A 26,729-nucleotide genomic window follows, 5' to 3' on the forward strand; every position below is an offset into this window, starting at 1 on the left:
ATCAATTCCTTTACTAATTGGAACGAGTATCTCACTTATATTTAGGGAAAATATGGATAAATTTTACTTGGATTAATGATAAAACGCCTTTTCCAATTAGGAAAGGGCGTTTTTGTTTTTGTATTTCATTGCTTGAATATCTTCATTATATCGTAAATAGGTAAAGACGTCCGGGAATGGCAGCAAGGAGGAGCCAAGGCAAAAGAACTGGCTCCACAAGGCTACGTCGGCATTCCTGCCGGGTATGAACAGGCACTGGCTGCCACTGATTTTATCGAATGTTTCGCTGATTTTGCTTCCCGAGGAATCCTCTCTTATCTCCATTCCAAACGCTGCTAGCACTTAATACATCACCATGTTCCCAGTCTTTTTCATATGCGTCTCCGCTAGCTTCAACAACATGACAGTCGCTGTCACCAGCACCAGCAAGACAGCGGCTAGCAGTCCCATACTCGGCAACATTGTCTGCAACGACGCTCCCTCCATCAGCAGCTCGCGAATCAACTGAAGCGCGTAAGTCAGGGGAAAGCAAAAGGAAATGACCTTCGCCCAAACCGGAAAGGCCATCGGTGGCAGGCGGACCCCCGAAAAAATCAGCATCGGCTCATCCAGAATGGTATACAGGAAGCTCGAATCACGTGAAAACAGGAAAAGTACACAGAGGAAGCCACCCCAGACGATGGCCGAAGCCAGCAAAATGAGGAAGGCAAGCGGAGGCGCCCACCAGCCGCTCAGCTGAATGCCATCGACAAAAAACAAGGCTAACAGGACAAAGCAAAAGAACAGCCAGACCCCCTCGATCAGGGAAGAAAGTGAACGCCCATACAGAAAAGCGAGCCGGTTGACCGGGCTAATGAAGATCATTTCCATCGTTCCTGCTTGGCGTTCAAAGCTCATTTGCCATGACGACTGCACTAGACACCAATAAAAGATATAGCCCAAATAGCCAGTTAACAGGAACAACGGCAGCTGCTCGTAGCTGACGAACCGGGCAAGGGGCGAATCCGACCCAAGCCGAAACGGGGCGAACGAATAATACGCGGTCACGAAATTGATGACGGGCCAGACTAAGAGCGAGAAGTAGATCATTTTGCTGTGAAAAGAATGGCGATGCTCCTTGATGATTTCCGCCAAAAGCAGGCTGCCTAGCTGTTTCATGCGCCCCTCCGATCTGCCATGTGCAGGATGACGTCCTCCAGTGATGGCTGTTGGGTAGAGAGGCGCAGGACAGGTGATTGGTGGGCAGCCAAGAGGGAAAGCAACGGAGTCGTCATGTCCGTTTTTCCCCGTAACGTCACTTCCCATGTCTGCTCGTCTGTTTCCGCGATCTCACGCGAGCCACCGTAATGCAGAGCCAGCTGGCGCAAATCGTAATCGAGCGAGTCGGAAAGAGAAGGGATGACGACCTGCAAAGCTGTATCCAGACTGAGCGATTTGGTTAGGTGCTCAGGTGTATCATGCGCGACGAGCTTTCCTTTATCGATGATGTATACCTCGTCGCATAGCTCCTCGACCTCCTGTATGTAGTGACTGGTCAACAGAATCGCTTTTCCATGCTGAGAAGCGAGCTCACTCACATGCTTGCGAAGCTGCCGAGCGATGGGGGCGTCTAAGCCAAGAGTCGGTTCGTCTAGGAACAGGTAACGCGGATCATTGATCAGGCCGCGAGCAATCTGCAGTCGTTGCTTCATGCCTTTGGAGTAACGCTCGACAGGTGTGTTGGCCGCATCATACAGACCGACCTGCAGGAGCAAGGTATCGATCCGATCGCGTAACGCTTGCCCTTGCAAACCGTACAGACTGCCGAAATATTGCAGGTTTTCCCGCCCTGTCAGCCGCCAGTACAGCATGCGTTCGCCGCCCGCAATCATATTGATCTTGGCTTTTACGAAACGATCGTCCGCTACTGCGTCATACCCGTCTACCGTGATGGTACCGCTGGTTGGGGTAAGCAATGTGGAGCACATCTTGATCGTCGTCGTTTTTCCTGCGCCATTAATGCCTAACAGCCCGATAATTTTGCCAGGTACCATACGAAAGGAAAGATCGGAAACAGCCTCGACCTCTGTCCATTGCTGATGGAACCAGCCTTTTTTCTCCTTTACCCGGTACACCTTCCGTATATTTTCTGCAATCAGCATGATCGTTGACCTCCCAGTAATCTCGTTATCCAAAAATCGATTCCATGACGCGTTTTTCCATCCGGCGGATGCCCCACACACCGATGACGAGATAGATGAGGGAGAGGGCCGCCATATGCAACAGCTGTGGTGAAACGGCGGTTAGTGGCGCGCCTTGAATCACGCATTGTCGAAAAGCGTCCAGTGCAGGTGCGAGCGGCATGATGAGTCCGAGCGGCTGAAGCCATTCTGGCAGGTACGGAATCGGAAACGTCACTCCACTCACAAAAGCCATAACCGCAAACAGGGTGTTTTGCGTGATGTACGTATCGCGAAACCATAGCATGAGACTGCCCAACACGAGGGCCTGGCAGAAAAATGCGCCAGTGGACAAAACCCAGACAATGACGGCGCTCCACACGTTCGTATGAGTGAGAGTGAGTCCGAATAATGCCCCTACAACCACAATCACCGAAAATTCAAACAAAGTACGCATGAGCTGCTGGGTGACATTCCCCAGAAAGTACCCTCTGCGCAGAGAGGGCGTGAGCAAGACAGCCTCCAGGGTTCCCTCCCGCAGCTCGGTAATAAGCGAGCGGCTGACATTCATCAAGGTCGAGACGGCAAAGGCATAAAAGGCCCCTCCCAGAATGGCGTACGACAAGTAATCGGGCGAACCGGTCATTTGCACGAAGCTCTCGTTCAGCTGTCCGACAAAGACATAGTGATAGGCAAAGAAGGCGAACAGCACCGTATACACCCCGGAAAAAATATGTCCGATCACAAATGACCAAGGATAGGCACGGAACATCACACGTGTATTGCGGATAAAAGTTGCTTTGGCGACATGAAGCACGCTATTTCCTCCGTTCTGGGGGATGTGGTGAAGCAGGTGGAGAGCCAAGTCCGGGAACAGGCATATCAATAAACTCATGCAGATCAACCGCGAGCTGCTCCAGACGCGAAGCAATGGCACGGTAAAACACGTAACGGCCTCGACGTTCACTCCAGACAAAGCCTGTGTCTACCAACAGATTCAAGTGCTTGTTGACAGCAGGCTCACTAATGCCGTGCAGGTCAGCCAATTGCTGCGTACAGTAGGGGTGAGCCAATAACGATTTGAGAATCGCCGTCCGCGTCGGATCGCTGAACACCTTCATTTTGTTGATAAAATCAGCGGGAATAACCGATGTGGCTGAAGTACCGGGAACGTCAACGGACAAGCACACCGAGATATGGTCCTCGTAAATGCCGAGCAATAAGTGGGGTGAGACAAAAGTAGAGACTCGCAAATGAATACGAGCCAGCTCAGAATAGCCAAACGTATACGTCTTTGCCTTATGGAATTGTACGAAGTCTTCGTGCACCTTCAAGCGAGGATGTACGTGCGACAAAAAACCATTCGGATCTAGCTTTATCTGCTCTTGTGCTTCATGTACGGCACGGACAAGCCATGGTTCAATCCGACGCTCCTCTGCCTGAAAATGAGGGAGGTAGTCGTAGCAAAACTCCAAAAAGCTGCGCTTAGTCGACAACGGATGGCGCAAAAGCTCCCGATGCTCCGGTTTTAGTTCATCAAATACCTCGTCTGTCCGTCCTTGTATCCATGCGTGCAGTTGTCTGGGATGGTAAACAGGCCCAATCATGAGCTGCGCAAAATCGCCAGCATCCATTGCCTGCACATGCTCCAGTGCAGCTTCCACGGAATGCTCGAACGTTTCCTCCCAAGGCACCAGGAAATCCATAGCATCGAGAAACTGATTGGACATGGAGCTGAAATAGCGCAGCTTTTCCAAGAGCGAAGCAGGCATAACGGTGAGCAGCTCCTCCGCCCAATTCAAGCGGGAGCTGTGATGCTTTGGATTGGACAGCACGTGAAGACTGAGCAAAAACTCATAGCCGGGTATGTAAGCCACGTTAAGATGCTTGCGTAGCCAAGTAGGCAAATCTTGCACGGAGCATCCTCCTTTCTCTTTTGATTAACCAATGGGTGAATTCAATTTGCAAGCGGGCAAAATTGAAGAAATTATGCAGGAGGGGGGCTTCGATGTCAAGAGAAAAGAAAACAACCACGGCTCACGGGGAGCACGCGGTTGTGTATCAGATTACCTTTCAGGAAAACTAGAGCCGAGCATCTGCACGCTATGCTGCATCGTTGTCAATTCAGCTTCAGGAAGTGACTGTTCTTGATAACGGTATTGTTGATAGTAACGGGTAATGTTTGCAACTGCATCCAGTTGGCCTGCATCTAACAAGGACTGATTGCGTAGACGATTGAGAAATTCCTGTGGTGTCTCATGCAGCTCGATCGGCATTCCTTGCTGCTCCATGAGGACGAGAAATTGATAGTAGGCGTACCGGGTGGGGTCATCCTCTGGGCCGACTGGCTGTTTGAACCATTTGGCAGTGTCGCCATCTGTACTTTCTTCACGAACAGAGGGTGGAACAGCGGTCAACACGGCTGTATGAGCAGCAACTGCTTCTTTCTCCTGTGTAGTTGTCCCTGTGAAGCGCTTTTTCCATATGTATCGGCCGAGCAGCAATACACCGATGAGGATGAAGCCAGCGATGAAGTATGGCTCTAGAACAGAAATGAGTGATTCTCCAAGCGGTATTTGTTCCTTGGGCCTCTCTGCATCTCTTGCCATCATGTTGAGGAAGTCATTAATGTTATCCTGCTTTGTATTCGCTTTTTCGGCCAGTTTCTCCATCAATTCCACGATGAGAATCAGCACGGGCTCAAAGAGCGTGTACAGTCCAGTAGCAAGTGGCTCTTTAATCGAAGTCCATATCCAATGGAGAAGAGCAAGAGTGATAGAACCGACTGCCAAAAAGCCAGTGATCAAAACAAGGCGAGTGCCGAGCACTTGACTGGCAAGCATCAAGCTGAGGCGAGCAGGCAGTTGCGTAGGGAGAGATTCTTCCCGCAGCACGAATGCCCCGATCGCAATTAAGACATAACTGAGTGAAATGAGCACGAGCATGGAAAAAGAGGCAGCGGGTGAATAGGAATCCGAGTCAACAACCGAGGTGTAAAGTACCGTTATCACGAGCTGCATCAAGCCCGCCATCAAAGCCAGAACAAATCTGCGTTGCAGACTGTATCGTCCGTATCCTTCCGAGGCCGCGCTTTGGACTCTCCAAAAATAAACAGCAGCCAGTATCAAAGCGATAAGCCAGGAATCGTAGAGGTAAAAGCTGGATACACCGACTGCAAGCACGATTGGATACAGGATCAGGTGGAGCATCAAGCGACCGCCGCCACCATGATACAACCAGCTTCCACCTATGAGCAGAATCGCCGCGACGAGGCAAAACGAGAGCAGTTGACCAAAGCCTGCTGTCATATAACCGAACAATACCAGGCAAACGCCAATAAGCAGTGCTTCCAGCCAAAAGGCGAGCGTCCAGCGGCCCATTAACGAGAGTGTCATCGCATCACCATCCTCCTTTTTTTCAAGCGAGAATGGTCAAAGCGCTTGATGAAGACAGTGTCAGAAGAGACATCTACCACAGCAACCTCATGACCGCATTGAACAAGGCGTTCCGCCGAGGCTTGTACCGATTGATCCATACGCGGTGTCACGATAAGAATGGCTTCCTTCACGGTCGCCCCCTCCAACCGCCGGAGAAGTGGTACCAGAGGTGTCGTCACGAAATGGTGCATTTGCGCCAGATGAGTCATGACGTGCAGGTGGTGTGCTTTACCACTGCCCGCAGGTAAATGGAAATACTCACGTCCCCGTTGCTTCACGTTGAGATACAGCTCGTATCCGACCGATTTTCTTCGGCACAGGACAGACAAAGTCGCAAGACAAGAGATTGTCCGTTCATTTGCGGCTTCGTTATTCTTTTGCAGCATCGCTTCATAGTAGGGCAGGATATGCCCGACGATCCGCCAGCTTGGATGAGCCGTATACTCGAAAAGTCTCGTCTCCAGTGAGCCTGTTTTGGCGGTTGCCTTCCAATGGATGTGCTTGAGGCGGTCGCCTGGCATATAAGGCCTGATACCGCGTTGAAAAGTGACATCGTCCTGCTGTCGCTGACGAGAAAGACGATTCCCGTCTGGTTCCGTTTCATTGAGCACAATGGGAAAGAGAGCAAGCGGTGACGGATAGACCAGCAAGGAAAAAGAAGTAGACAGCGTCATAGCGGTGAGCTCCTCGCCAAATAACGGTAACGTTTCTGATTGAACATCTGTCAGCCAGACCGTGCCTCGCTTGTTCGGGATGAGAAGCAAGGTGCGAGTGGCACTTTGGCGCATCGGCAGGTCAAAGCGAAGGCGAACGTTGGTCCGATGATTGTATGTTCGCACCTCGTCCGCACCGTCGACAGATACATGCTCCGGCAATGTAAAGCGAAGCCAGGTCGCAGGCAAAGGCAGCCACGAACGATTGTGCAAGCGAACCGTAATGGTTACGGGTTTTCCAGACATGACGCGCGTAAGATCGCTGGACCATTCTAACGTCACCCATTTGGACATGGATTTGGCCCACCATTCTTGTGCGGCAGGCATGAAAAAGAAAAAGCCCCCCAATAAAAAGAGAAACCAGTGACCGGAAAAAAGGGCGAAGAGAAGCAAGACAAAACCGATTACATGGAAGGTCTGCTTGGTGTTCATAGCGCTACACGCTTTCTTCGACAGGAGCGGGGACGCTGGTCAAGATTTGCTCCACGACTTCCTGCTCCGTCACATGCAGCTCTGCGTCCATGGAGAGCCGAATACGATGGGCAGCCAGACTTGGGAACACTGCTTTCACATCATCCGGCAAAACATAGGTGCGACCAGAAACGAATGCGTATGCCTGAGCTGATCGCAACAGGGCGAGCATGGCACGCGGACTAATGCCCACCTCTACAGAGCGATGCTGGCGGGTCGCTTCCGTCAGGTCAATGACGTAGTCTTCTACCGCTTGGCTGACATGAACGGTCGTAACCTCTCGCTGCAGAGCGGCGATTTGCTCGACAGTGATAACTGGTTCGATGTCTTCTAGTGGTGATGTGCTGCGGAATCTCCGCAATATTTCCTTGGCATCCTCTCGCGTACCGTAGCCAAGCGACAGCTTGAACAGAAAACGGTCCAGCTGAGCTTCCGGCAGCGGATAGGTCCCTTCCGATTCAATTGGATTTTGGGTAGCGATGACCAGCATGGTCGAGGGAAGAGGCAAGGTGACACCTTCAATGGTAACCTGGCGTTCCTCCATGCATTCCAGCAAGCCGGATTGGGTCCTGGGCGTCGCACGGTTTATTTCGTCAGCGAGCAAGATGTCAGCAAAAACAGGTCCCTTACGCAGTTCGAATTCACTTGTGCGCTGGTTGAATACATGTAGTCCGACGACATCAGACGGCAGTAAATCTGCGGTAAATTGCAGGCGGTTGTATGAGCCGCCAATCGCTTGCGCTAGCGTTTTCGCCAGCACGGTTTTTCCCATTCCAGGCAAGTCCTCCAGCAATACGTGACCGCGAGCGAGCATAGCTGTTACCAATAGGCAGATTTGGCTTTCTTTGCCCACGATGACACGACTGACGGCGTGCAACAGGCTATCCAATGTCGGATGAGTCATGAAAATCCTCCTTTTCGTATCTATAATGAGGAGTCATACGGTTCTCATTATACAGGGAATATCCTGTTTTTTACAAATTTTTGAAATAGTATACCGGTTAATGACGCGATTACGATACATGCACCTACGGAGATGTAAAGAGGACGAATCCCAACCTGATCACTGAGCTGTCCGCCAAGCCAAACTCCGACGGGCATCGTCGCGCGCACGATGAGCAGGCGGACGGACAGTACACGCCCCATGAGCTCAGAAGGAACGTGAAGCTGATACAGGCTTGTACTATGTACCTGAAAAAAAGGGGCAAACAGACCAGCCAGTAGCTCGATGGTGATGGCGAGCCATAAGTCATGTGTAAAGCCTAATGCGACAAAGCTTGTGCCACCCAGTACAAGTGAGCCCAGCATAATGAGAGGCTGTCCGAAGCTTTTTCCGAATCGTGGCACTAGTAAGGAGCCGAATAAATACCCCAACGGATAGCCAGCCAAAAACAAGCCGACGTGAAACGAGGTGCCGTGAAGCTCGCCTGCTACAAAAGGCAGATTCAGTACGAGCGTGACCCCTACAGCAAACTGGACGAGAGCTGAGTACAGTCCGAGCCAGAGCAGAAGCGGCTTGTGCCAAAAAATGGAGAGACCTGCCTTGAACATGACGAACCACGTTTGCTTCGCTTTGGACGACTCCTCGGAGACATTTTGACAGAGGACAAGGAAGAAACCGCTCAGTGCATAGCTGATCGCGACGAATGCGAGGACTGATGCACCGCTGATGCTTGCGACAAGCACCCCACCCAAAGGAGGACCTAGAATCAAGGAAATTCGCAGGGCGCTATCCAAATAGGCATTTGCTTGGAGCAACTGCTCTCTGTTGACAAGAGCAGGGAGGAGTGCCTGGCTAGCGGGCACGTACAGCGGCTGAACGAGACCATTGATCAGGGCAGTGAAATACAGCGGCCATAGCGAGTCTGTCCCGGAAGTAATGACGGCAAAGGACAAGCCAAACGCAGCAGCTCTCATCCATTGAGAAAAAATCATGACGCGCTTTTTATCAAATCGGTCGATGTACGGTCCGGCGATCAACTGGATTGCAAGTGAAGGCACGAAATAGAGTAGCCACATCTGTCCGACGGCGCTTTGTGAGCCTGTCGCCTGGTAAATTAACCAGCTATTGGCGAGAGTACCGAGGGAGGCTCCCAGCTCGGAGATGAGCTGTCCGAAGAGAATCCAACGGTACGAACGCTGCTGCCAGACAGAAGCCGGTACTGCTGCTTGGGCTTGGTTCATGGAGTACTCCTGTCCAAGAATTCATCCCACAACAGGGGGAGCTTGTCCAATGTTCGGCGGCGGAGTCTGTAACGGGACCCTACCGTTTCGACGAGATGAGCCGAACGCAGCATGGAGAGGTGATGGTGTACAGTCGATTTTGCCATAGAGAGATGATCCGTCATTTCTTGCAGGCTCAGATCTTTTTCCGCCAGCATTTTGACCATGCGCAGCCTATGCTCATCGCCCAGTGCCTTTAATGCTTGCACCAGTGAAGGAGGTGGCTGATAAGGATCTGCGACATCACGCAAATTTTCATCGGCAACAGGGTAATAAAAAATTTTCGTCCCCACTGCATCCGCCTGTACCGTCCAAGGGCGATAGATTGCTTGTGGGATCAGCAGCACTCGTGTCACGGCAGGTTCAGGGAGATAGCTCGTTCCTGTCGCATACTCCACCAAGGCTTCTGAGCTGAGCTTCCCTAGCTTGCTTTGCTTTTGTGACCAATCCCGCTCTAGCATGCGAACGATTTCTCCTTCACGCGGCCTGATGTGAGTGGTATACCACCCTTCCATCAAAAGGAGAATATGACCCCGCAGCTCTTCTGCATTCACAGAAGCAATATGTGCAATGTACGATTCGAAAAAGAGGTGCGAGCGGCAAGCCTCCTGCATAATGGCAAGGTCTGCCTCGCTTCCTCGTGCAGCGTTCCGACGTGCTTCTTGCAAATGTTCTCCTAAAAAAGGGAGTGCCTCGTATCGCAGCTGTTCCGTGGAAAGCTCTCGGACATACGAGAGAAACGAATCCAGATCAGCGAATGGATATAGATCGAGCAATTGCAGAAGCGTCTTCCACGTATTGTGCTCCTTCGCATAGTCAACCTCTCGTCGGACGGATGGTGCTAGCTCGTCCAACAACTGACGCCAGTAAACAGAAGGGTGTTCCATTGTGTGGTGCAATTGATCGTAGGTAGCGGCAGCGATTCCCAAAGCAGCTTCGAATAAAGGAGAATACGAGATCTCAACCCGATAGGTGGTACGTTCACTCCCGATGTTCAAAACTTTCACGTCTATCAACCCCTCCAACATTTTCTTATATCAGCATTATAAAAATATCGAATTATAAATTCAATAATTTTCGAATAGAGTTTCGGATGTTTTTATGCAAGACTATAGTCCCGTTGTAGTTTGATAGAGTTTTATAGGCGGATAGGTCTATATGACTGGAAAGTTATTTCGCCATTCGACATTTTTCATATATTGTCTTGCTTCGCTCATTTACGGTACGATAGATATGTATTTTCAGATTTGTTTGGACAATAGGATTGGAGCCTATCTCGGATGAACCGACTATTATATGAGTTCCGCCTTGTCATGTACCTCTTCCAATGGGTCTTGCTATTGGCTTTTTTCTTTTTTTACATGAATGCACCGAATTGGGATTACCGTGTTTTTATCTTATCTCTCATGGTTACTACCCTCTACGCGGTCATTCTCGTCTATGCGATTCCGAAGAGGTCGTGGTTTTTGCTTGGAATCATTGACATGGCAATTGCCTTATTTTTTATCGTCCAGACAGGTAAATGGGACAGTCCTTTTATGCTCTTCGCCTACACGACGCTGCTTTGGCTGATGCTTATCCTGCGGTTAGAGCAGCTTCTTCTCATTGTTGGATTGTTTGTTGTCGCCATCTCGCTTCTCCCGGAATTCATTGACTTCACCATGATCCTCTCTCAGACCAGACTCAACCAACTTCGATTGCTGCTAGATATCACCATTTGGGTCAGTGTTTTATTTTGGGCTCGCGCCGTTTTACGGCTGATGCGGTATCTCTACGCCAAGTCCTATCAAGTCTATTTGTTTCTCGTAAAAGTCGCATCCGTACCTGCCAGCCATCTATGCTCAGTGACAGAGCGCATGGTACGGAAAGTCTTCCATGCCCAGCAAGCGTATTTATGCTTGTACCAAGAGCATGATGCAGAGGGGAATTGGAAGCGCGAGTTTTTTCTCAATACACTGCTCGATGCCGGTGCAGATAAGTGGAGACGTTTTTCTGTGCAGGCGCTCAATGACTATACGGGCAAAGAGGATTCGTACGCATGTATCCCGCTTCGAATGGATGGGGAAGCGTGGGGGTGCTTGATTTACTCCATAAATCCCAAGCGAGGCTTGTACCGGATTGATCGAATTTTGTTGCTGTTTATATCCGCGATCATTTGTCAGCAAGGGAAACAGAATCGTGCACGTTACGAAATGGCGCAATCGCTCCACAACGATATGCGGCGAAAGCTAGCACAGGACATGCATGACGGTCTCGCCCAACAGCTGTTTTTTTTATCCGCACAGCTATACCAGTTGAAGCGCACCATCCCGGAGGATATCAGGGACACGGTAGACGAACGGATCGGGCAGATTGAGGAGAGGATCAAGTGGTGTCATCAAGAAGTCAGGCACACGATCACTCATTTGCGTCAGTTCCGTGAGTCCGAGCAAATTGCTGAGGCCATCGAGCAATTGCTCAAACGAATGACGGCAGGAACAGACCTGCAAATTCGTTTCTCCGCCAAAGGGCATGTGATCGAGGAGGAGCTGGTGGTGCTCGATGCGATCTACCGAATGGTGGAGGAAGCTGCGGCAAATGCGATCAAACACGCCCGTGCCCAAAATTTGTCGGTCAGTGTGGAGGCTTCCTCGGTGCAAGTGAAAGTTCGTGTGAAAGACGACGGGATCGGATTTTTGCCTGAAGAAAAAGACGGAGCAGATACGTACGGAGTCATTGGGATGAAGGAACGAATCAATGAGGTAGGGGGAACCCTGCACATTCGCTCCAAGCCCCAAGAAGGAACCGAGGTTACTGCGATCATACCGAGAAGAGGAGTGGAGATGTTTGGATAAAGTGAAATTGTTATTGGTGGACGATCATCGGATTGTACGTGAAGGGCTGAAAATGATTCTGGACAGCTCCCCCCGGTACACGGTGATCGATGAGGCGAGCGATGGCGATGAGCTGGTGACGAAAGCACTCGCGCTTAAGCCGGATTTAATCGTGTCTGATCTGAAAATGCCCGGGGCGTCCGTCATTGACAGCTGCAAAATGCTCAAGGAGCAGCTCCCCGACATCAAGCTGCTGATTCTGACGGCTTATGACGAGAGTGAGGATGTTTTTCGTGCATTGGAATCGAATATAGACGGGTACATCATGAAGGATACAGTGCCAGAACAAATCTTGCATACGATGGACATGGTCATGATGGGATACTCTTGCTTCCAATCCAAGCTCCAACGAAAAAAGAAGGACGAAAACGATATCGCCTTCACCGATCGGGAGCAGGAAATTTTTCAATTGATCGTCGAGAACTTGAGCAATCAAGAAATTGCCGCGCAGCTATACATTTCGGAAGCGACAGTGAAGACGCATGTCAGCAGTATTTTACGCAAAACGGGACAGCCGAATCGTTCACAGGCAGTGTTGTATGCCTTGAAAAAAGGACTCGTCAAAGTTCCACGCTAACAGATGACTTACCCGCATTCCTAGAAAACAGTGAAGAGGGGGTTGTCTATGAAACTCCGAATAAAGAACCGTAACTACTCATCGATTTTGGCGAATGGGATGTTCTACTGGATATCCATTCTCGTCAGTCTGACTTCCTTCATGGCATTATTTTTACATGTACTAGGCATTATGGCATCGGAGTGGAACGCACAACTTGGACTTGCGGCATGCGCAGCTGTTAGCTGGACCGTATATGTGCTGCACAAGCGATACGTGATTCCGGATATGTACTCGAATCATATTTCTGCCTTTTTGGGGCTATCCTTGTTGTTATTTTTAAGCTTGTATAATCCGCATCAGTTCGCGGGTATATGGTTTGTTTTTTTGCTCTATCCGATCTTCCTCAGCTTCTTTCTCGACCGTGTACTTCTGGTTGTTTGGGGAGCGGTCAGCTATTTCATTTTTACGTGCTCGCTAGGCTATGGAAATGAGGAGACCATCACCTTGAACGTCTTCTTTTCGATGATCATGGCGGGAGGAAGTGCCTTATGTGCTTGGGCTGGACATTTGACCATGATAAAGGTGGCGGGGGAGTCCAGGCTGTCTGCAGAGGCGTACAATCGTGAAGCGGCTATTACGCTGCTCAATACGCTCGTGCCGATCGTGGAGAGGAAGACACAGACAAGCAGCAAAGAAATTGAACAAATGAGCCGCTTGATGAAACGGATGCTGCTCGAATTCCCGCAGGAACAGGTCCAAGACTGGGAAATCAAGCTCCTCTCGCTTCTGCATTACGTCAGTCGGATCAAGTTTCCCGACTATGTATTTGAGACAGGGGAGAAGCTGACGACATTTGAATTCCAGATCATTCAGGAGCATTGCCTGTTCGGGCATGAAATGTTTCGGGATGATCCGGCCTTTACCCGTGTGGTGTTTGCCTTACAGGATCATCATGAGAAATATGACGGGTCAGGGTATCCGAACAAGCTAAAGGGAGACGACATACGCTTGTTGGCGCAAATACTTGGGATTGTAGAATGCTTCTTGGCCATGACTGCGCCGCGAGCCTATCGGGAAACGGTGAGCTTGGAGCAAGCGTTTGAAGAGATTTGCGGGATGGCAGGTACTGCCTACGACGAAAAAGTAGTGCGAGCGTTTGCCCGTGCTGTACAGATTCATTCTCCTACCCGGGTATCGAATGTCCCGCCCATGGTCGGGTAACATCTCAGACTGACAGCTACCTCACAACCAATCTGATTTCGGATGGGCATGAGCCTCTACTCTTGCGAAAATAATAGAGAGGGGAGGAACATGAGCATGATGCAGAAAAAATGTCTGGTCTGTAAGGAATTATCGTACAGCAGTGGCGACTCGTATTCGTGGTATTGTCCATATTGCGGGACAAATATTACAGAGCAAAAGGCGATCCCTGCCGAGCACGATGCCGAATTACTACCAGCAAAAGGCGCGTATCAGTTCCTCTTGAGTGATGTAAAAGAAGATACTAGCTGTTAGTGAAAGCTGCCCATGTGGCAGTTTTTTTTGTTCCCTCCTCCTTCAGTATGAGATGCGGTCATTCTGAACGCTAAAAATGTTCCAACTTGTGAGTGCGCACAGTCCTTCCGGTGGTGGAAGATGAAGTCCATACAACCACGTACAATGAAACAAAGAGGTGAGCGGTGTGGGAAGAATCTGGGTAAAGCGTACATGCATCGTGTTACTGGCATTTTTTATGATCATCAATCTTTTTTTATTCGCGAGTAGCCGCTTGAACGCTGATGGTATTCCTGGAATCGGCAAGTGGAAGGTGCTATCTGTTTTGACAGGGAGTATGGAGCCGTCCATTAACACCGGAGACATGGTCATTGTGAAGCGCTATGAAAGCACCGTCCCGCAGATGGGTGATATTGTCACGTACTGGAAGGACGATCAATCTCGTTCGTTAATTACGCACCGCGTCATACAGCGGCTGGAAAACGGTTATCTCCAAACAAAAGGCGATGCCAACCAGGAGGCGGATGGCGGCTGGACAGATCCGAACAGACTGATCGGTCAGGTCGTATTTACAATCCCGTTTGCTGCTTTACTACAACAGCTATTGAAACAGCCTTTGGTCATGCTACTTATTCTCGCAGGTTTTGTCATGTATCTCGTTTTCTCAAAAAGACGCACGACAAACCAGCCGAGCAACAGCCAAGATCCGATTCAAACGTAAAGAGGTTGCGAAACGAACGTGGAGGGGGAGACAAGCATGAAGTGGGAACAAGTGAAGAATTGGCCGTGGAAACGAATTTTGGTGGGGACAGCATTCATCAGCTCAATCGCTGCCAGCACCAGTTTTGGTACATATGCTTACTTTACGAGCCAGGAACAGAGCAGTGCTACCTTTGCTGCGGGCAAGCTAAAAATCAGCCTCGGGGAGAGCATGGCGAAGTTCCAGGCAGAGGATGACCAACCGTTTTTACCGGGCGTCCGTCTTGAGAAGACATTGCGCGTAGAAAACGAGAGCGACGTGCCAGTGAAGTACGCCCTGCTGGCAGAAAAAGCCGCGGGTGATGATGTTGTGTACGATCAGCTGGTGGCGGAGATTCGCAGAGGCAGCGATGGTGAACTGCTGTACCATGGACGAATCAGCACGCTGACACAAGCCAATGTCATCATCCCTGAGCTGGAAAAGGGTGGACGGGATGAGCTGAATTTCACCGTGTACCTCCCGGAGAGCACAGGAAATGAGGTTCAGGAAAAATCAGCGGACGTCAATTTCGGATTCCTCGCGACCCAGCAAGAGAATGGTGATTACTTCGCGCAAGGCGGGCCAGTCATGACATTTACGCCTGCTGACTTGAGTGGATCGGCTCTTTTGGAGACGATGCAACTGGCGAAACGAGTAGAAAAAGAGGAAAGTGCCAAGGATGCAGACGGTGCCGGTCAAAAACGGATGACCTTTATCTTGGCGGAAGGCTCCTATGATTTGAGCGGATTGGATTTGCCGAAAAATATTACGTGGAAAGCAGCACCTGGCAAAGAAGGGAAAGTCGTCATCAACGCTAATGAGCTGGAAATAAGCAATGCGTCCTTTGAAGGAATCCGCTTTGATGGTAGCGGGACAGGCATACTGGTTGGTTCCAATGTCAGCTTCCGCAATTGTACATTTGACGGCGGATTGGATGTAGCGATCCAGACCAAATCAGGTGGCAAGCAGGCTGATGCTCAAACAGAAGCGGATACGGACACCAATACAGAAGCAGGCAACTACCTGGAAGGCTTGACGGTAAAGGACAGCGTCTTCGAAGGGCCAACGCAGGCAATCGTTCTCGATCAGGCGATCCGCGCCGTACTTTTGGCCAACAATACGTTCAATGGCGGAGATCACGCCGTTGTAATCGCCAATACAGAAGCTACACAAGTCCAAATCGTGAATAACGATTTTACGAAAGTGAACAAGCACGCGGTTGAAAGCGACGGAGTCCGGGTAGGTGATGGCATTGACGGATTTAAGGAGATCGCGCAGGAAGGCAACGCAACACCGAAGCTGGCTCTCCATCTGCAGAAAGCGGACATGTATCTGGAAAACAACAAATATGAGTAAGGAACAAGACAGTCGTTCGAGAAAACGGGAAAAATCACGCGCGAGCAGAAGAGCGTTGCGTGATCAGGCTATTGGATGTGTATTTTTAATCGGGGTGACCTTGTCTTTGTGGGGGCAACCGGCTACCACTTACAGCTGGATGTGGGAGGAAGCAAAGGATGCCGGACATGAATTCGCTGTCGGTTTGCTCGATATTTCACAGAGCAGCTTTGGGAGTGAGTGGCAAGTGGTGAGGGGAGGGAATCAGACGGTAGACTTGTCCCGGATGATTCCTGGTGACTCCAGGAAAATAAAGGCGACCCTGTCGAATGGGCAAAGCGATCTCGATTTCAATTACAAGATCGTAGCAAAGGTAAAAGATGCGGGAGTACCCGGATCGGCTCAAAAGCTGGAAGAAGTACTGCGGATGAAGATTGAGCAGGACAAGGAGGTCATTTATGATGGCTTGGTACGCGAGCTTCATCAGAGCACAGCGGGTCTGATTCAGCCAAATGGAACAGAAAAAACAATGAACGCCGATGAAGCGGATCAATCATTTTTCATTACTGTTTATTTGCCAGAAGTAGGTGTGGATCATTCATTCCAGTCTCTTAGTGCAGAACTGGAAGTGCGGTTTTTAGCGAAACAGGCGACAGCTGATTCGATTTTTGCGGAATAAGGGGATGGGATCTTGAAAAAACTGGCGATCGGGCTGGTTGCAGCTACTCTTGTGCTGAATATTGGCCACCTGGAAACGACCTTCTCATTTTTAACCAGTGAAAAGAAGCAGCAGTCCCCTATTTCTACTGGAACCAATGAAGATGTATTTGTGACGGACGTGGAAGAGCTTGTTGTAACGACAGAAGTGACCAAACACAAAACAGTGGTCCGGAAGCGAAGTGCGAGCGGCACTACTTCACAATCTTCTCATACGACGATTACTATCGATGAAGGCGTAGCACGAATCACCTTTACGCCCAAGCGTGAGCATCTGGTTTTGGGCTTGGAAAATGTAACAGTGACAGGCATAGCTGAAGACGAAGTAAAAGTCGAGCTGATAGAACCAACTGAAGGAGAAAAAGAAGAAGGCTTCCAGTTTCGCATCACCCATAATCGGCAAAAGGTTGGGCAAAAATCACAAACGGAAAAAGGGGAGCTTCAAGTCACCGCACTTGGGGGATTCTACACCAAAAAGATTCCACTAACGATTCGCACATCGTATAGCACTACCACAGATATAGAAGAAGAAACCGAACCAGATCAACCGAATCAACCGAATCAACCGAATCAGCCAGGACAACCAGACCAGCCATCTACACCTGAAACGCCTGCACCTGGAGGAGGCTCATCGGAAACGTCTCCTCCACCGCCAACAGATGGTGGGTCGCCTACAACACCACCAACGGATTCAAGCGGTCCGGCACCGCCAACTCCAGAGGAACCGGAGGAAGACGCACCTCCACCCGATTCACCCTCTACGGAAACCCCTTCTTCGCCTGGCGATGATGCGGGAGAAGCTGGCGGCGATTCGCAGCCTGTGGATTTGGCCAAGTGAGGGGGCCGCAAAACGGTCATGACCGTTTTGACTGACCGCTAGCGGTCAATTTTGTTTCATGAAAAACGTCGAGATGTTTCAATCCCCCGATGAGAGGGGACGTTTTTCACAAAATACCCCATACTTGCCCAGCGATTTCATGTCGCTGGGTCTTTTTAGTAGGAGAGGCCAACTCATACTTCAGGATGAGCTTGATCCAACCTGATGATGGAAGTTCGCGTGAAGGAAAATCCGTACAATAAGATCAATGAACTGAAACGGAAAGTGAGGAATGGATTCGTGGTCATTCTCAAAAAGTGCTTATCCTATGCAACTACTCTTTTTCTTGTGCTAGTCATTGCTCTCTCCGGATTTCTATTTGCGAGTAAACTGAACGGTGGAAAGACAACCTTGTTTGGTAGCGAGATTATGGTAGTGCTGAGCGGATCAATGGCACCGACTTTTGATACGGGCAGCATCGTCGCAGTGAAGCCGGTCAAGTTCGAAGACATCAAGCAAGGCGACATTGTCACCTTTAAAAACGAAGACGATTTGACGATTACACACCGGGTTGTGGAGGTCGCCAGCCAAGGGCTAATTACGAGAGGCGATGCCAACAACGGGAATGACACCGTGCCTGTCACGCAAGATCGATTGATTGGACAAGTAGAGTATTATGTACCGTTGCTCGGCTATTTAATTGAATTCATCCGTTCCAAAGTAGGGATGCTCGTATTTTTAGGGGTTCCGGGAATCTATTTAATCGTAAGCCAAGTCATGAAGCTATTCAAAATGATGAAGGAAGCTGGGGCACAAACGAGCTGATTATTATCTGGAACTTTCCGTCAAGGTGAATGCCTTGGCGTTTTTTTCTGTCTGGATGTTCTTCTCTCATACTCAAGTATGAGGAAAGGTAGCGGAGTAGTTGTAGAGTGAGTTCATCCGACTTCTCCTACTTTTTTCACCCTGATGCAGGAAGTTGGAAACGGGCGAAATCAGTAAGATTGTAAGTGTAAGGCACACCAAATACGGGGTGCCACAACGAAAAGCAATCATCCCATAGGAGGAATTATCCAATGAATTTGAAGAAACAATTCGCAGTAACGTTGGCTTCAGTAGGTTTGGGTGCAGCACTGATCGGCGGCGGAACTTTTGCATACTTCAGTGATCAAGAGAAAGTGGAAAACACCTTTGCAGCAGGTACTTTGGATCTGGCAGTCAGCCCTAGCGTAGTATTTGACCTCAAGCACATGAAGCCAGGAGATAAAGCAAAAAGATCTTACAAGATCACAAACAACGGAACGTTAGACATTCAAAATGTGTTCTTGACTTCCAAGTACACAGTGACAGATGCAAATAATAACAACGCCGGAGAAGATCTGGGCAAACATCTGAGAGTAAATATTATTTATAACATCGATAACAGAGACACAATCGTTTGGTCGGATACACTCGCAGAATTGCAGTCAAAACAAGGGAAAGATCGTCCTGACCTCCTGAAGTCTCTTTTTGAGCGCACTGGTGAATTGCTGAAACCAAAAGAAATTGATGATATCCGCGTTGAAATCGAATTCGTTGAAAACGATAAAGATCAAAACGTATTCCAAGGTGACTCGGTCAAATTGGATTGGACATTTGATGCTACACAAACAAAAGGAAAAGAAATCTAGGATAAACGATAAATCGATGGTAAACGAAGGTGGGAGCTTCCCACCTTCGTTTTACAAATGAGGAGATGACCTATGAAAAAGTGGAAGAGTCAGTTTATGCTCGCACTCGCGGCAGTGGGCGTAGGTAGCGCCTTGGTAGGAGGAGCAACCTTTGCTTACTTCAGCGACCAAGAAGTGGTCAACAATACATTCGCTGCTGGCACGCTCGATTTATCCGTGAACAAGCAAGTGGTGTATGATGTGAAAAACATCAAGCCGGGAGATTATATGGTTCGCTACTTTACCATTAAGAACTCCGGAACACTGGACATCGAAAAAGTACTGATGCATTCCAAATACACCGTAACGGACGCAAAGGGTGACAACGGTACAGAAGACTTCGGCGACCATTTGTATGTAGAGTTTTTGACGAGTGATGGACAAGTTATTTTGTTAAACGAATCCTTGGGAGAGCTGCAACGGAAAACAACCAACGGCCAGTCACCTGACATCTCGACCCTGTACACGAGCTTGAAGAAGCTCCCGGTGGGCGATGAGGATACGATCGCAATGAAAGTTCATCTTTAAAGAAAACGGCAAGGATCAGAACGTATTCCAGGGCGACAGCTTAAGCCTTACGTGGAATCTGGAAGCGTTCCAAGGCAAAGGATCAGAATTGTAATACAAGCAAAGAAGCACGTAACTCTGTCAGGGAGCTACGTGCTTCTTCTATTATTATATGTTCGCTATTATCCAACCGTAGATAATTGCGACGCACGCTGCAATGCTTGCTCCAAATCAGAAATGATATCGTCGATGGATTCTGTACCGACTGATAGGCGGATCAGTCCAGGGGTCACGCCGGCAGCCACCTGTTCCTCTTCCGTCATCTGCTGATGTGTTGTGCTGGCTGGATGAATGATAAGTGACTTGGAGTCCCCGACATTCGCCAGATGGGAGAACAGCTTCACAGACTCGATCAAAGTCTTTCCTGCCTCAAGACCACCACGAATACCAAAGGTCAGAATCGCTCCAGCGCCTTTTGGCAAATATTTTTGTGCCAATTCATGATGGGAGTCTGACGCAAGCCCCGGATAACTCACCCACTCGACTGCAGAGTGATTCGCGAGGAATTGTGCTACAGCCAAGGCGTTCTGGCTATGCCGCTCGATGCGCAGATGCAAGGTCTCCAATCCTTGGAGGAACAAGAAGGAATTGATCGGGGCGACTGCTGCTCCAATATCTCGCTGGAGCTGGACGCGTGCTTTGATAATATACGCGAGTGGACCGACAGCTTCGGTATAGACGACGCCATGGTAGCTTGGGTCTGGAGTGGTCAGGCCCGGGAATTTTCCATTGTTCCAGTCGAATTTTCCAGAGTCTACGATGATACCGCCAATGGCCGTTCCGTGGCCACCGATAAATTTGGTTGTGGAGTGCACGATAATATCGGCCCCATGCTCGAAAGGACGGCACAAAATCGGAGTTGCGAAGGTGTTGTCCACGATCAAAGGCACGCCATTTTCGTGGGCAATATTGGCGATTGCTTCGATATCAGCGACGTCAATGCGCGGATTGCCGATGGTCTCGCAAAAAACAGCTTTTGTCCGTTCGTTTATGAGTGCACGGAAATTTTCGGGATTGGATTGATCAGCGAAATGAACCTTAATACCGAGGCGGGGGAGTGTGTGGGCGAACAGGTTGTAGGTACCGCCGTACAGGCTGCTGGAAGCGACGATCTCGTCCCCTGCATGCGCAATATTCAAGATGGCAAACGTTATGGCAGCTTGCCCGGATGCGGTCGCCAATGCGCCAACGCCACCTTCGAGTAGGGCAACGCGCTTTTCAAATACATCTTGAGTTGGATTCATGATGCGTGTATAGATGTTACCGAACTCTTTTAAGCCGAACAAATTGGCGGCATGCTCCGTATCACGGAAGACGTAGGAGGTCGTCTGATAGATCGGGACAGCACGTGATCCTGTTGCAGGGTCAACCTCCTGCCCCCCGTGTACAGCGAGTGTTTCTGGCTTCCATTGTTGTTGGTCGGACATGATCATCTCTCCTTTTTCTATGGAAAATAGGATAATAAAAAAACGGAGCATTCTCCTGAGAAGAAGAAGGCTCCGGTCATTCACGGGCATTTGTCATCTCTCAGAATCATTGGATTCTGCAGGAATTGGCACCATGCAGATAGCCTGCTGGTTGCCGGGTTTCGTAGGGCCTGTCCCTCCACCGCTCTTGATGAAATTAATTGTTGTCGTAATTGTAAGAAAATAATCCCTCTCTGTCAATGTGGAATATACAGTTATCAGGGAGGTTTTTATGTATATATGGATGGGGTTGGCAACCTTTGCCTTCAAATTGTAACGGTTTTGCCCCAAGCTGTTCACATCCGGTGTGGCTACCGCAGGGGCGAAATAGGTGGTTTGTGATAGGATAAAGATAGAAAATACGGAGCATTCGCGCAGGAGTGAGGCTAGGTGTGCAAACGCTCTCTTCCCGTTAGAAAATAAAAAAAGCGTGTGATATCATGGAGGTGGTTATAACTGATCTAATCGTACATATATAGGAGGATAAATCACGATGAGCAATGGAGTAAAAGAAATTACGCCACAAGAGCTGTTGGAAAAGCTGGAAGCCAAGGAAGAACTGCAGGTTATTGATGTACGCGAAGTCGATGAGTGGAATGCAGGTCATATCAAAGAGGCAAAGCTGATCCCGCTCGGTTTTTTGCCGCATCGTATGGAAGAGCTGGATAAGGACATTCCGGTCGTGATGGTTTGCCGAAGTGGTGCCAGAAGCCATAATGCTACAGAGTATTTGAGCGCCCACGGTTATGACGTGGCGAATATGGTTGGCGGCATGCTCGCATGGCCAGGTGAAATTGAACGGTAGTATATAGAAGCGGTGTGTTTGCCTCCAGCGCGTGAGGAGGAGGCAGACACACATTGGACAAGCAGGGAGGAAGCAGCTCGTGAGTGAAGGAACACAATTACAGCAGGAATCAGGTATGAAGCGCCATTGGTTCACTATATTAGCTGGTGTTATCATTTTGGCTATCGTCGGAGTATTTGGTTATAAGTATATGACACAGGAAAAAATCGAGGTATTGAAGCCCATCGCGGACTTCAACTTAGACAATAGTGATGGTACTACTTATAAATTTTCAGAAAGCGCTGGTAAGGTACGTCTGGTAGAATTTATGTTTACCAAGTGCCCGGATATTTGCCCTGCGACCACGTACAACATGGCCAAGCTGCAGGATCAATTAAAGGAAAAGGGACTGTTTGGAGATAAAGTGGAGTTTATTTCCGTTTCCTTTGACCCTGACAATGATACGCCTGAAGTCTTGCAGGAATACGCAGCCAAATTCAAGGCGGACCAGAGCGGATGGAAGTTCCTGCGTGGGGACGCTGCGGCTGTAGAGAAAGTGACGAAGGATTTTGGCATGATGGTTATGAAGAATCCAGACGGTTCCTATGCCCATACGGCTCGCATGTTCCTCGTGGATGGCGACGGAAACATGCGCCGCGCGTACGGGATGGCAGCCGATATGGACATGGAAGTCATGATGAAAGAAATGGAACTACTTGCTGACTAGTTTTGATTAAGTAGTTTCCTCATAAGAGATGCTCACGACATCTTCGGTATGATTCACGAATTCAATATGAACGAGTAGCGCCCACCTGCGATTGCCTTCTTGAAGCAAGAGCTTAAACGTCTCTTCCGACGTGGTGGGTGTTTTTTGTATTCGTCCGACGTGCAAGTAGTCCACGATTTGCGCATTGGGATATCGTTTCATAGTTTCTTGCATCGCCAGTCTTCCCCATTTTGCATACGATGGCTGCGCACTAATAGGTAGGGGCTGGAGCAGGAGCAACACAAGCCCTGTGGAAAGAAGAGACATGATGTACCGAGAGCGAAGAATACGTCGAACGGCTTCCATCTCATTATCCCTTTCTTTTTCTAGATGGTTTGTCATGTATTTTGAAGACTTTTCGGAATATCATTCGTAGAAAATAATGACAATGAGTACGGGGGGTATTTCATGCATTACTTGCTCATTCCTTTATTTGCCGTTCCCCTTTTGTGTGGGGTTCTTGCGGCGATATTTCAAAAGCCACCGTTCTGGAAAAAGTGGGGGCTTACGATTGGTTCGGCGGTTTTGATTTATGGAGGCTGCTTCGTCGCGAATGTATATTGGCAAGTGAGGTATGGCATTCCGGTTCTTCCTACGGAGTCTGAACTGGAGGTATTTTTATACTTTTGTATCCTGTTGGTGTTTGTTTTTATTCTCATGTACATTGTTTTTTTGTTTATGATGAGAAAGCAGTTTTGGAAGATGAATCTTGTCTTTCTTTGCACAGCCTTTGGCTTGTTTAGCTTTTTTGCGGCAGCCTTTTTAGGAATGGGACCATTTCTGAAGAAGATGGAGTACGTCACAGTGGTACAAAAAGCAAAAGATCGATGGAATTCCGCGGAGCTGGATAATGAGAAGCCGATTGATCTCGCCATCGTATACAGCAGACAAGACTGTACCAAAAATTGTGCCGGGTATCCTTATACCAGTCTGATCCTGGTTCGGAATCAATCGGATAAGCCGATGGAGATCGATTTGAAGCTGCGATTGCAAAACAAAAGCGGCGCAGTCTTAAAAGAAATCGAGGCAAAGCCACTGGAGCTCGCTTCAGGCGAAATCACGGAGGTATGGACGGAAGATTCCCACGCCAAAGACTTTTGGGCAAGAGCAAGTGTCGTTACTGATGAACGAGTTACCGGTTTGGAGTATCAGTATTCGATTATTGACCGAAGATGAATGTGTATCAATTGACAAGACTGTGTGAAACGAACGTCTTCCGTTGTGATATAATAAGAATGGCATGCTTGGTTCGGGTTCCCATAATCATGCACGACGATGTTAGGAGGAAAGAGTTTGAGCGACGTTAAGATTTTCGCGATGGGCGGCCTCGGCGAGATCGGAAAAAATATGTACTGCGTCGAGTATGAGGACGAAATCATCATCATTGACTGCGGGGTGAAATTCCCCGAGAATGAAATGTTCGGTATTGATCTGGTTATCCCGGATGTTTCGTATTTAGTGGACAACCAGCACAAGATCAAAGCACTTTTGTTAACGCACGGACATGAGGATCACATTGGTGCGATTCCTTATATTTTACGGCAAATCAAGGTGCCAATTTATGGTGGTCGTCTGACCCTGGGCTTGGTTAAGGCGAAGCTGGAAGAGCACCGTTTGCAAAATGAAGTGAAGCTGATTCCCATTTCGGAAGATACGGAAATCCCTTTTGCCAAGCTGAAGGCGACATTCTTCCGGACGAACCACAGTATCCCTGATTCCCTGGGAATTGTGCTCCATACACCAGAGGGAATGGTCATTCACACGGGTGACTTCAAGTTTGACATGACACCAGTCGGACAGACAACGGAGTACGGGAAAATTGCACGTTTTGGTGCGACCGGTGATGTCTTGGCCCTCTTGTCCGACAGTACGAACAGTGAACGGCCTGGCTTTACGATGTCAGAGAGATCGGTAGGGGAAGGGATTCTCGATGTGGTGCGCAAAGCGCGTGGACGCATTATTCTCGCTACCTTCGCTTCTAACGTGCATCGCCTGCAACAGGTGGTAGATGCTGCCGAGCAGTGCAATCGCAAAGTAGCGGTCATTGGCCGGAGTATGGAAAAGGTTTTCTTGATTGGACAAGAGTTGGGCTATATCCAGATGCCAGAGGGCATGCTGATTGATATTAAGCACATCGACAACTACGCAGACAACCAGGTGCTGATTATTTGCACGGGCAGTCAAGGTGAGCCGATGGCAGCGTTGACCCGGATTGCTTCCGGATCGCATCGTACTGTTTCCATTTATCCGGAAGATACGGTGATCATTTCTGCATCTCCGATTCCGGGCAACACGATTAACGTAAGCCGCACGATAGACAAGCTGTACCGTGCAGGTGCCAACGTCGTATTGAGTCACGAATTTGATATTCACGCATCGGGCCATGGTAGCAGCGAAGAGTTGAAGCTCATGCTCAACTTCATTCGTCCGAAATATTTCATCCCGATCCACGGGGAATACCGGATGCTCAAGACTCACTCGAAGCTGGCCCAACAGGTTGGGATCGAGGAGAGCAACATCTTTATTATGGACAACGGCGAAGTGCTGAACTGCAACCGCGAAAAAGCGTGGCTCAGCAAGGTACAAGCAGGGATTGTCCTCATTGATGGCAGTGGTATCGGCGACGTGGGCAATATCGTCCTGCGCGATCGCAAGCATTTGGCTGAGGATGGCTTGATGGTCGTGGTTGTCAGCCTCGATATGAAGAACTTTAAAATTTTGACGGGACCAGATATCGTCAGCCGCGGCTTCGTATACGTACGAGGTTCGGAATCCTTGATTCAGGAAGCGACACAGCTCGTTCGTGGACGTCTGCAGGAAGCATTGGATAAGAAAATCAAGGAATGGTCTGAGCTGAAGTCGCAGATTAATGAAGTGATCAAGCCGTTCATTTACGAAAAAACAGGCCGAAATCCAATGATCCTGACCATTTTGATGGAAGTGTAGCTGGTCACCACTTCTGCTTTCTCGGGTAGGTACAATCGGGTTATAATACTAAGTAAGTTGAACACGTGATACAAAGGAGAGGTTGCCCAATGATGTCTTATGAAGCATATATGAGCCAAGTAATTCAACCGATGCGCGATGAGTTGACTCGCAACGGTTTTCAAGAGCTCCGTACTGCTGAAGAAGTAGAACAAGCACTGCCAAACGCAAAAGGCTTGTCACTTGTCGTAGTAAACTCTGTTTGTGGCTGCGCAGCAGGACTCGCTCGCCCGGCAGTTGTTCATTCCTTGAACCACACTACGAAGCCAGATAACATCTTTACGGTATTCGCAGGACAAGACAAGGAAGCGACAGCAAAAGCTCGTGAGTATTTCGAAGGCTATGCTCCATCTTCTCCATCCTTCGCGATCTTGAAAGACGGCAAAATCATGACGATGATCGAGCGTCATCAGATCGAGAACAACGATCTGGGTACAATCGCAGGCTTGTTGACTAACGCATACGATACTTACAAATAAGAAAGCATGAACCTCACAAGGCGCTCGGTAACGGGCGTCTTTTTGACGACTTTTCGCAAAAACGTGGTCGCGCCTTCTGATGTGGCTGCGGTGGGGAGAAGAATATTTCCAGACTAGGCTCAGTGCTCCGTCCCACGGGGAAGTGTGGACTGCCCGCTCCGAAGGGATTCGCGGGGAAACGCAAAAGAGGTAGCCGCTACGTCGTAGGGGCACGTTGCGTTTCTGTTGCCCGCGAATCCCTCCTCCGCTCGGTAGGACTCCACAAGTCGCTACGTCTGGAAATATTCTTCTCTGGCGTAACGGATCACATTCTTCAATCTATTAAGGCTTAATAAAATCGGATAGCACTGAAAGCTCGTAGAGGAAACAGGAGAAAACCAGCTAATAGTTTGTCAAGTTTTTTAAAATCTTCTCTGTACTTGTGATATCATTTAAT

29 protein-coding genes and 1 riboswitch are annotated in these 26,729 nt (G+C 49.1%); of the genes, 17 read left to right on the forward strand and 12 right to left on the reverse strand.

Annotation, left to right across the window (positions count from 1 at the left end; translation table 11 throughout):
* Positions 1–96 precede the first annotated feature (96 nt).
* The 10 genes from AB1L17_RS26665 to AB1L17_RS26710 all read right to left on the reverse strand — a co-directional run bounded on the left by AB1L17_RS26665 (position 97) and on the right by AB1L17_RS26710 (position 10,010).
* Positions 97–342 carry a hypothetical protein gene (locus AB1L17_RS26665; RefSeq protein ID WP_412847978.1) on the reverse strand — a complete coding sequence of 82 codons (246 nt, stop codon included), beginning with the start codon at positions 340–342 and terminating at the stop codon, positions 97–99.
* Positions 343–1,158: an ABC transporter permease gene (locus AB1L17_RS26670; RefSeq protein WP_412847979.1), complete on the reverse strand. Its 816-nt coding sequence runs from the start codon at positions 1,156–1,158 to the stop codon at positions 343–345. It abuts the gene before it with no gap.
* Positions 1,155–2,141, reverse strand: coding sequence for an ABC transporter ATP-binding protein (locus tag AB1L17_RS26675; protein ID WP_412847980.1), 987 nt, complete (start codon positions 2,139–2,141; stop codon positions 1,155–1,157). The genes AB1L17_RS26670 and AB1L17_RS26675 overlap by 4 nt, the downstream gene beginning before the upstream one ends.
* Positions 2,142–2,166: 25 nt before the next feature.
* Entirely contained in the window at positions 2,167–2,976 is an 810-nt protein-coding gene (locus tag AB1L17_RS26680) for an ABC transporter permease (RefSeq protein ID WP_412847981.1), read from the reverse strand.
* Between the two features lies 1 nt (position 2,977).
* On the reverse strand, positions 2,978–4,075 hold the full coding sequence (locus AB1L17_RS26685; protein ID WP_412847982.1) for an ArsR/SmtB family transcription factor: 1,098 nt from the start codon (positions 4,073–4,075) through the stop codon (positions 2,978–2,980).
* A gap of 150 nt (positions 4,076–4,225) precedes the next feature.
* Complete coding sequence (locus AB1L17_RS26690; protein ID WP_412847983.1) at positions 4,226–5,554, reverse strand: DUF4129 domain-containing protein; 1,329 nt, start codon at positions 5,552–5,554, stop codon at positions 4,226–4,228.
* The gene (locus tag AB1L17_RS26695; RefSeq protein WP_412847984.1) at positions 5,551–6,741 is read right to left on the reverse strand and encodes a DUF58 domain-containing protein; all 1,191 of its coding nucleotides are present in this window, start codon (positions 6,739–6,741) and stop codon (positions 5,551–5,553) included. Before AB1L17_RS26695 ends, AB1L17_RS26690 begins: the two co-directional genes overlap by 4 nt.
* A gap of 4 nt (positions 6,742–6,745) precedes the next feature.
* The gene (locus AB1L17_RS26700) at positions 6,746–7,684 is read right to left on the reverse strand and encodes an AAA family ATPase (protein WP_412847985.1); all 939 of its coding nucleotides are present in this window, start codon (positions 7,682–7,684) and stop codon (positions 6,746–6,748) included.
* A gap of 47 nt (positions 7,685–7,731) precedes the next feature.
* The gene (locus AB1L17_RS26705; protein ID WP_412847986.1) at positions 7,732–8,964 is read right to left on the reverse strand and encodes an MFS transporter; all 1,233 of its coding nucleotides are present in this window, start codon (positions 8,962–8,964) and stop codon (positions 7,732–7,734) included.
* Positions 8,961–10,010, reverse strand: a complete 1,050-nt coding sequence (locus tag AB1L17_RS26710; RefSeq protein WP_412847987.1) for an ArsR/SmtB family transcription factor — start codon at positions 10,008–10,010, stop codon at positions 8,961–8,963. Before AB1L17_RS26710 ends, AB1L17_RS26705 begins: the two co-directional genes overlap by 4 nt.
* Positions 10,011–10,283: 273 nt before the next feature.
* Between AB1L17_RS26710 and AB1L17_RS26715 the strand changes: the two genes are divergently transcribed.
* The 12 genes from AB1L17_RS26715 (at position 10,284) to AB1L17_RS26770 (ending at position 19,868) form a co-directional block, all read left to right on the forward strand.
* Positions 10,284–11,837, forward strand: a complete 1,554-nt coding sequence (locus tag AB1L17_RS26715) for a sensor histidine kinase (RefSeq protein ID WP_412847988.1) — start codon at positions 10,284–10,286, stop codon at positions 11,835–11,837.
* 1 nt (position 11,838) lies between these two features.
* A complete protein-coding gene (locus AB1L17_RS26720) occupies positions 11,839–12,453 on the forward strand; it encodes a response regulator transcription factor (protein WP_412848007.1) in 615 nt (204 codons plus the stop codon).
* A gap of 48 nt (positions 12,454–12,501) precedes the next feature.
* Complete coding sequence (locus tag AB1L17_RS26725) at positions 12,502–13,656, forward strand: HD-GYP domain-containing protein (RefSeq protein ID WP_412847989.1); 1,155 nt, start codon at positions 12,502–12,504, stop codon at positions 13,654–13,656.
* Between the two features lie 96 nt (positions 13,657–13,752).
* Positions 13,753–13,950, forward strand: coding sequence for a hypothetical protein (locus AB1L17_RS26730; RefSeq protein ID WP_412847990.1), 198 nt, complete (start codon positions 13,753–13,755; stop codon positions 13,948–13,950).
* A gap of 166 nt (positions 13,951–14,116) precedes the next feature.
* Entirely contained in the window at positions 14,117–14,650 is a 534-nt protein-coding gene (locus AB1L17_RS26735; RefSeq protein WP_412847991.1) for a signal peptidase I, read from the forward strand.
* Positions 14,651–14,686: 36 nt separating this feature from the next.
* A complete protein-coding gene (locus AB1L17_RS26740; protein WP_412847992.1) occupies positions 14,687–16,024 on the forward strand; it encodes a TasA family protein in 1,338 nt (445 codons plus the stop codon).
* The gene (locus AB1L17_RS26745; protein ID WP_412847993.1) at positions 16,017–16,682 is read left to right on the forward strand and encodes a hypothetical protein; all 666 of its coding nucleotides are present in this window, start codon (positions 16,017–16,019) and stop codon (positions 16,680–16,682) included. The genes AB1L17_RS26740 and AB1L17_RS26745 overlap by 8 nt, the downstream gene beginning before the upstream one ends.
* A gap of 12 nt (positions 16,683–16,694) precedes the next feature.
* The gene (locus AB1L17_RS26750) at positions 16,695–17,558 is read left to right on the forward strand and encodes a hypothetical protein (RefSeq protein ID WP_412847994.1); all 864 of its coding nucleotides are present in this window, start codon (positions 16,695–16,697) and stop codon (positions 17,556–17,558) included.
* Positions 17,559–17,762: 204 nt separating this feature from the next.
* A complete protein-coding gene (locus AB1L17_RS26755) occupies positions 17,763–18,362 on the forward strand; it encodes a signal peptidase I (RefSeq protein WP_412847995.1) in 600 nt (199 codons plus the stop codon).
* A gap of 251 nt (positions 18,363–18,613) precedes the next feature.
* Entirely contained in the window at positions 18,614–19,207 is a 594-nt protein-coding gene (locus AB1L17_RS26760; RefSeq protein ID WP_412847996.1) for a TasA family protein, read from the forward strand.
* Between the two features lie 72 nt (positions 19,208–19,279).
* Positions 19,280–19,774 (forward strand): TasA family protein, encoded by a 495-nt coding sequence (locus tag AB1L17_RS26765; protein ID WP_412847997.1) that lies wholly within the window; start codon positions 19,280–19,282, stop codon positions 19,772–19,774.
* Positions 19,767–19,868 carry a TasA family protein gene (locus AB1L17_RS26770; RefSeq protein ID WP_412848008.1) on the forward strand — a complete coding sequence of 34 codons (102 nt, stop codon included), beginning with the start codon at positions 19,767–19,769 and terminating at the stop codon, positions 19,866–19,868. Before AB1L17_RS26765 ends, AB1L17_RS26770 begins: the two co-directional genes overlap by 8 nt.
* A 67-nt stretch (positions 19,869–19,935) precedes the next feature.
* On the opposite strand, the gene AB1L17_RS26775 is transcribed toward AB1L17_RS26770, so the two are convergent.
* Complete coding sequence (locus AB1L17_RS26775) at positions 19,936–21,240, reverse strand: homocysteine synthase (protein WP_412847998.1); 1,305 nt, start codon at positions 21,238–21,240, stop codon at positions 19,936–19,938.
* A gap of 90 nt (positions 21,241–21,330) precedes the next feature.
* Positions 21,331–21,437: riboswitch (SAM riboswitch) on the reverse strand.
* Positions 21,438–21,772: 335 nt separating this feature from the next.
* Between AB1L17_RS26775 and AB1L17_RS26780 the strand changes: the two genes are divergently transcribed.
* Together AB1L17_RS26780 and AB1L17_RS26785 are read left to right on the forward strand one after the other, a co-directional pair.
* Positions 21,773–22,084: a rhodanese-like domain-containing protein gene (locus tag AB1L17_RS26780; RefSeq protein WP_412847999.1), complete on the forward strand. Its 312-nt coding sequence runs from the start codon at positions 21,773–21,775 to the stop codon at positions 22,082–22,084.
* A 79-nt stretch (positions 22,085–22,163) separates the two neighbouring features.
* Entirely contained in the window at positions 22,164–22,790 is a 627-nt protein-coding gene (locus AB1L17_RS26785; RefSeq protein ID WP_412848000.1) for an SCO family protein, read from the forward strand.
* A gap of 6 nt (positions 22,791–22,796) precedes the next feature.
* Here the strand turns inward: AB1L17_RS26785 and AB1L17_RS26790 are convergent, their stop codons facing one another.
* The gene (locus tag AB1L17_RS26790) at positions 22,797–23,171 is read right to left on the reverse strand and encodes a YqzG/YhdC family protein (RefSeq protein ID WP_412848001.1); all 375 of its coding nucleotides are present in this window, start codon (positions 23,169–23,171) and stop codon (positions 22,797–22,799) included.
* A gap of 66 nt (positions 23,172–23,237) precedes the next feature.
* Between AB1L17_RS26790 and AB1L17_RS26795 the strand changes: the two genes are divergently transcribed.
* From AB1L17_RS26795 to AB1L17_RS26805, 3 genes are all read left to right on the forward strand, one after another.
* Complete coding sequence (locus AB1L17_RS26795; protein ID WP_412848002.1) at positions 23,238–24,005, forward strand: hypothetical protein; 768 nt, start codon at positions 23,238–23,240, stop codon at positions 24,003–24,005.
* 99 nt (positions 24,006–24,104) lie between these two features.
* Positions 24,105–25,775 (forward strand): ribonuclease J1, encoded by a 1,671-nt coding sequence (gene rnjA, locus AB1L17_RS26800; RefSeq protein WP_412848003.1) that lies wholly within the window; start codon positions 24,105–24,107, stop codon positions 25,773–25,775.
* Between the two features lie 89 nt (positions 25,776–25,864).
* Positions 25,865–26,293 (forward strand): BrxA/BrxB family bacilliredoxin, encoded by a 429-nt coding sequence (locus tag AB1L17_RS26805; protein ID WP_412848004.1) that lies wholly within the window; start codon positions 25,865–25,867, stop codon positions 26,291–26,293.
* The last annotated feature ends 436 nt before the right edge of the window (positions 26,294–26,729 follow it).

The sequence above is a fragment of the Brevibacillus jepli genome (assembly GCF_047229145.1).
GTDB lineage: Bacteria > Bacillota > Bacilli > Brevibacillales > Brevibacillaceae > Brevibacillus.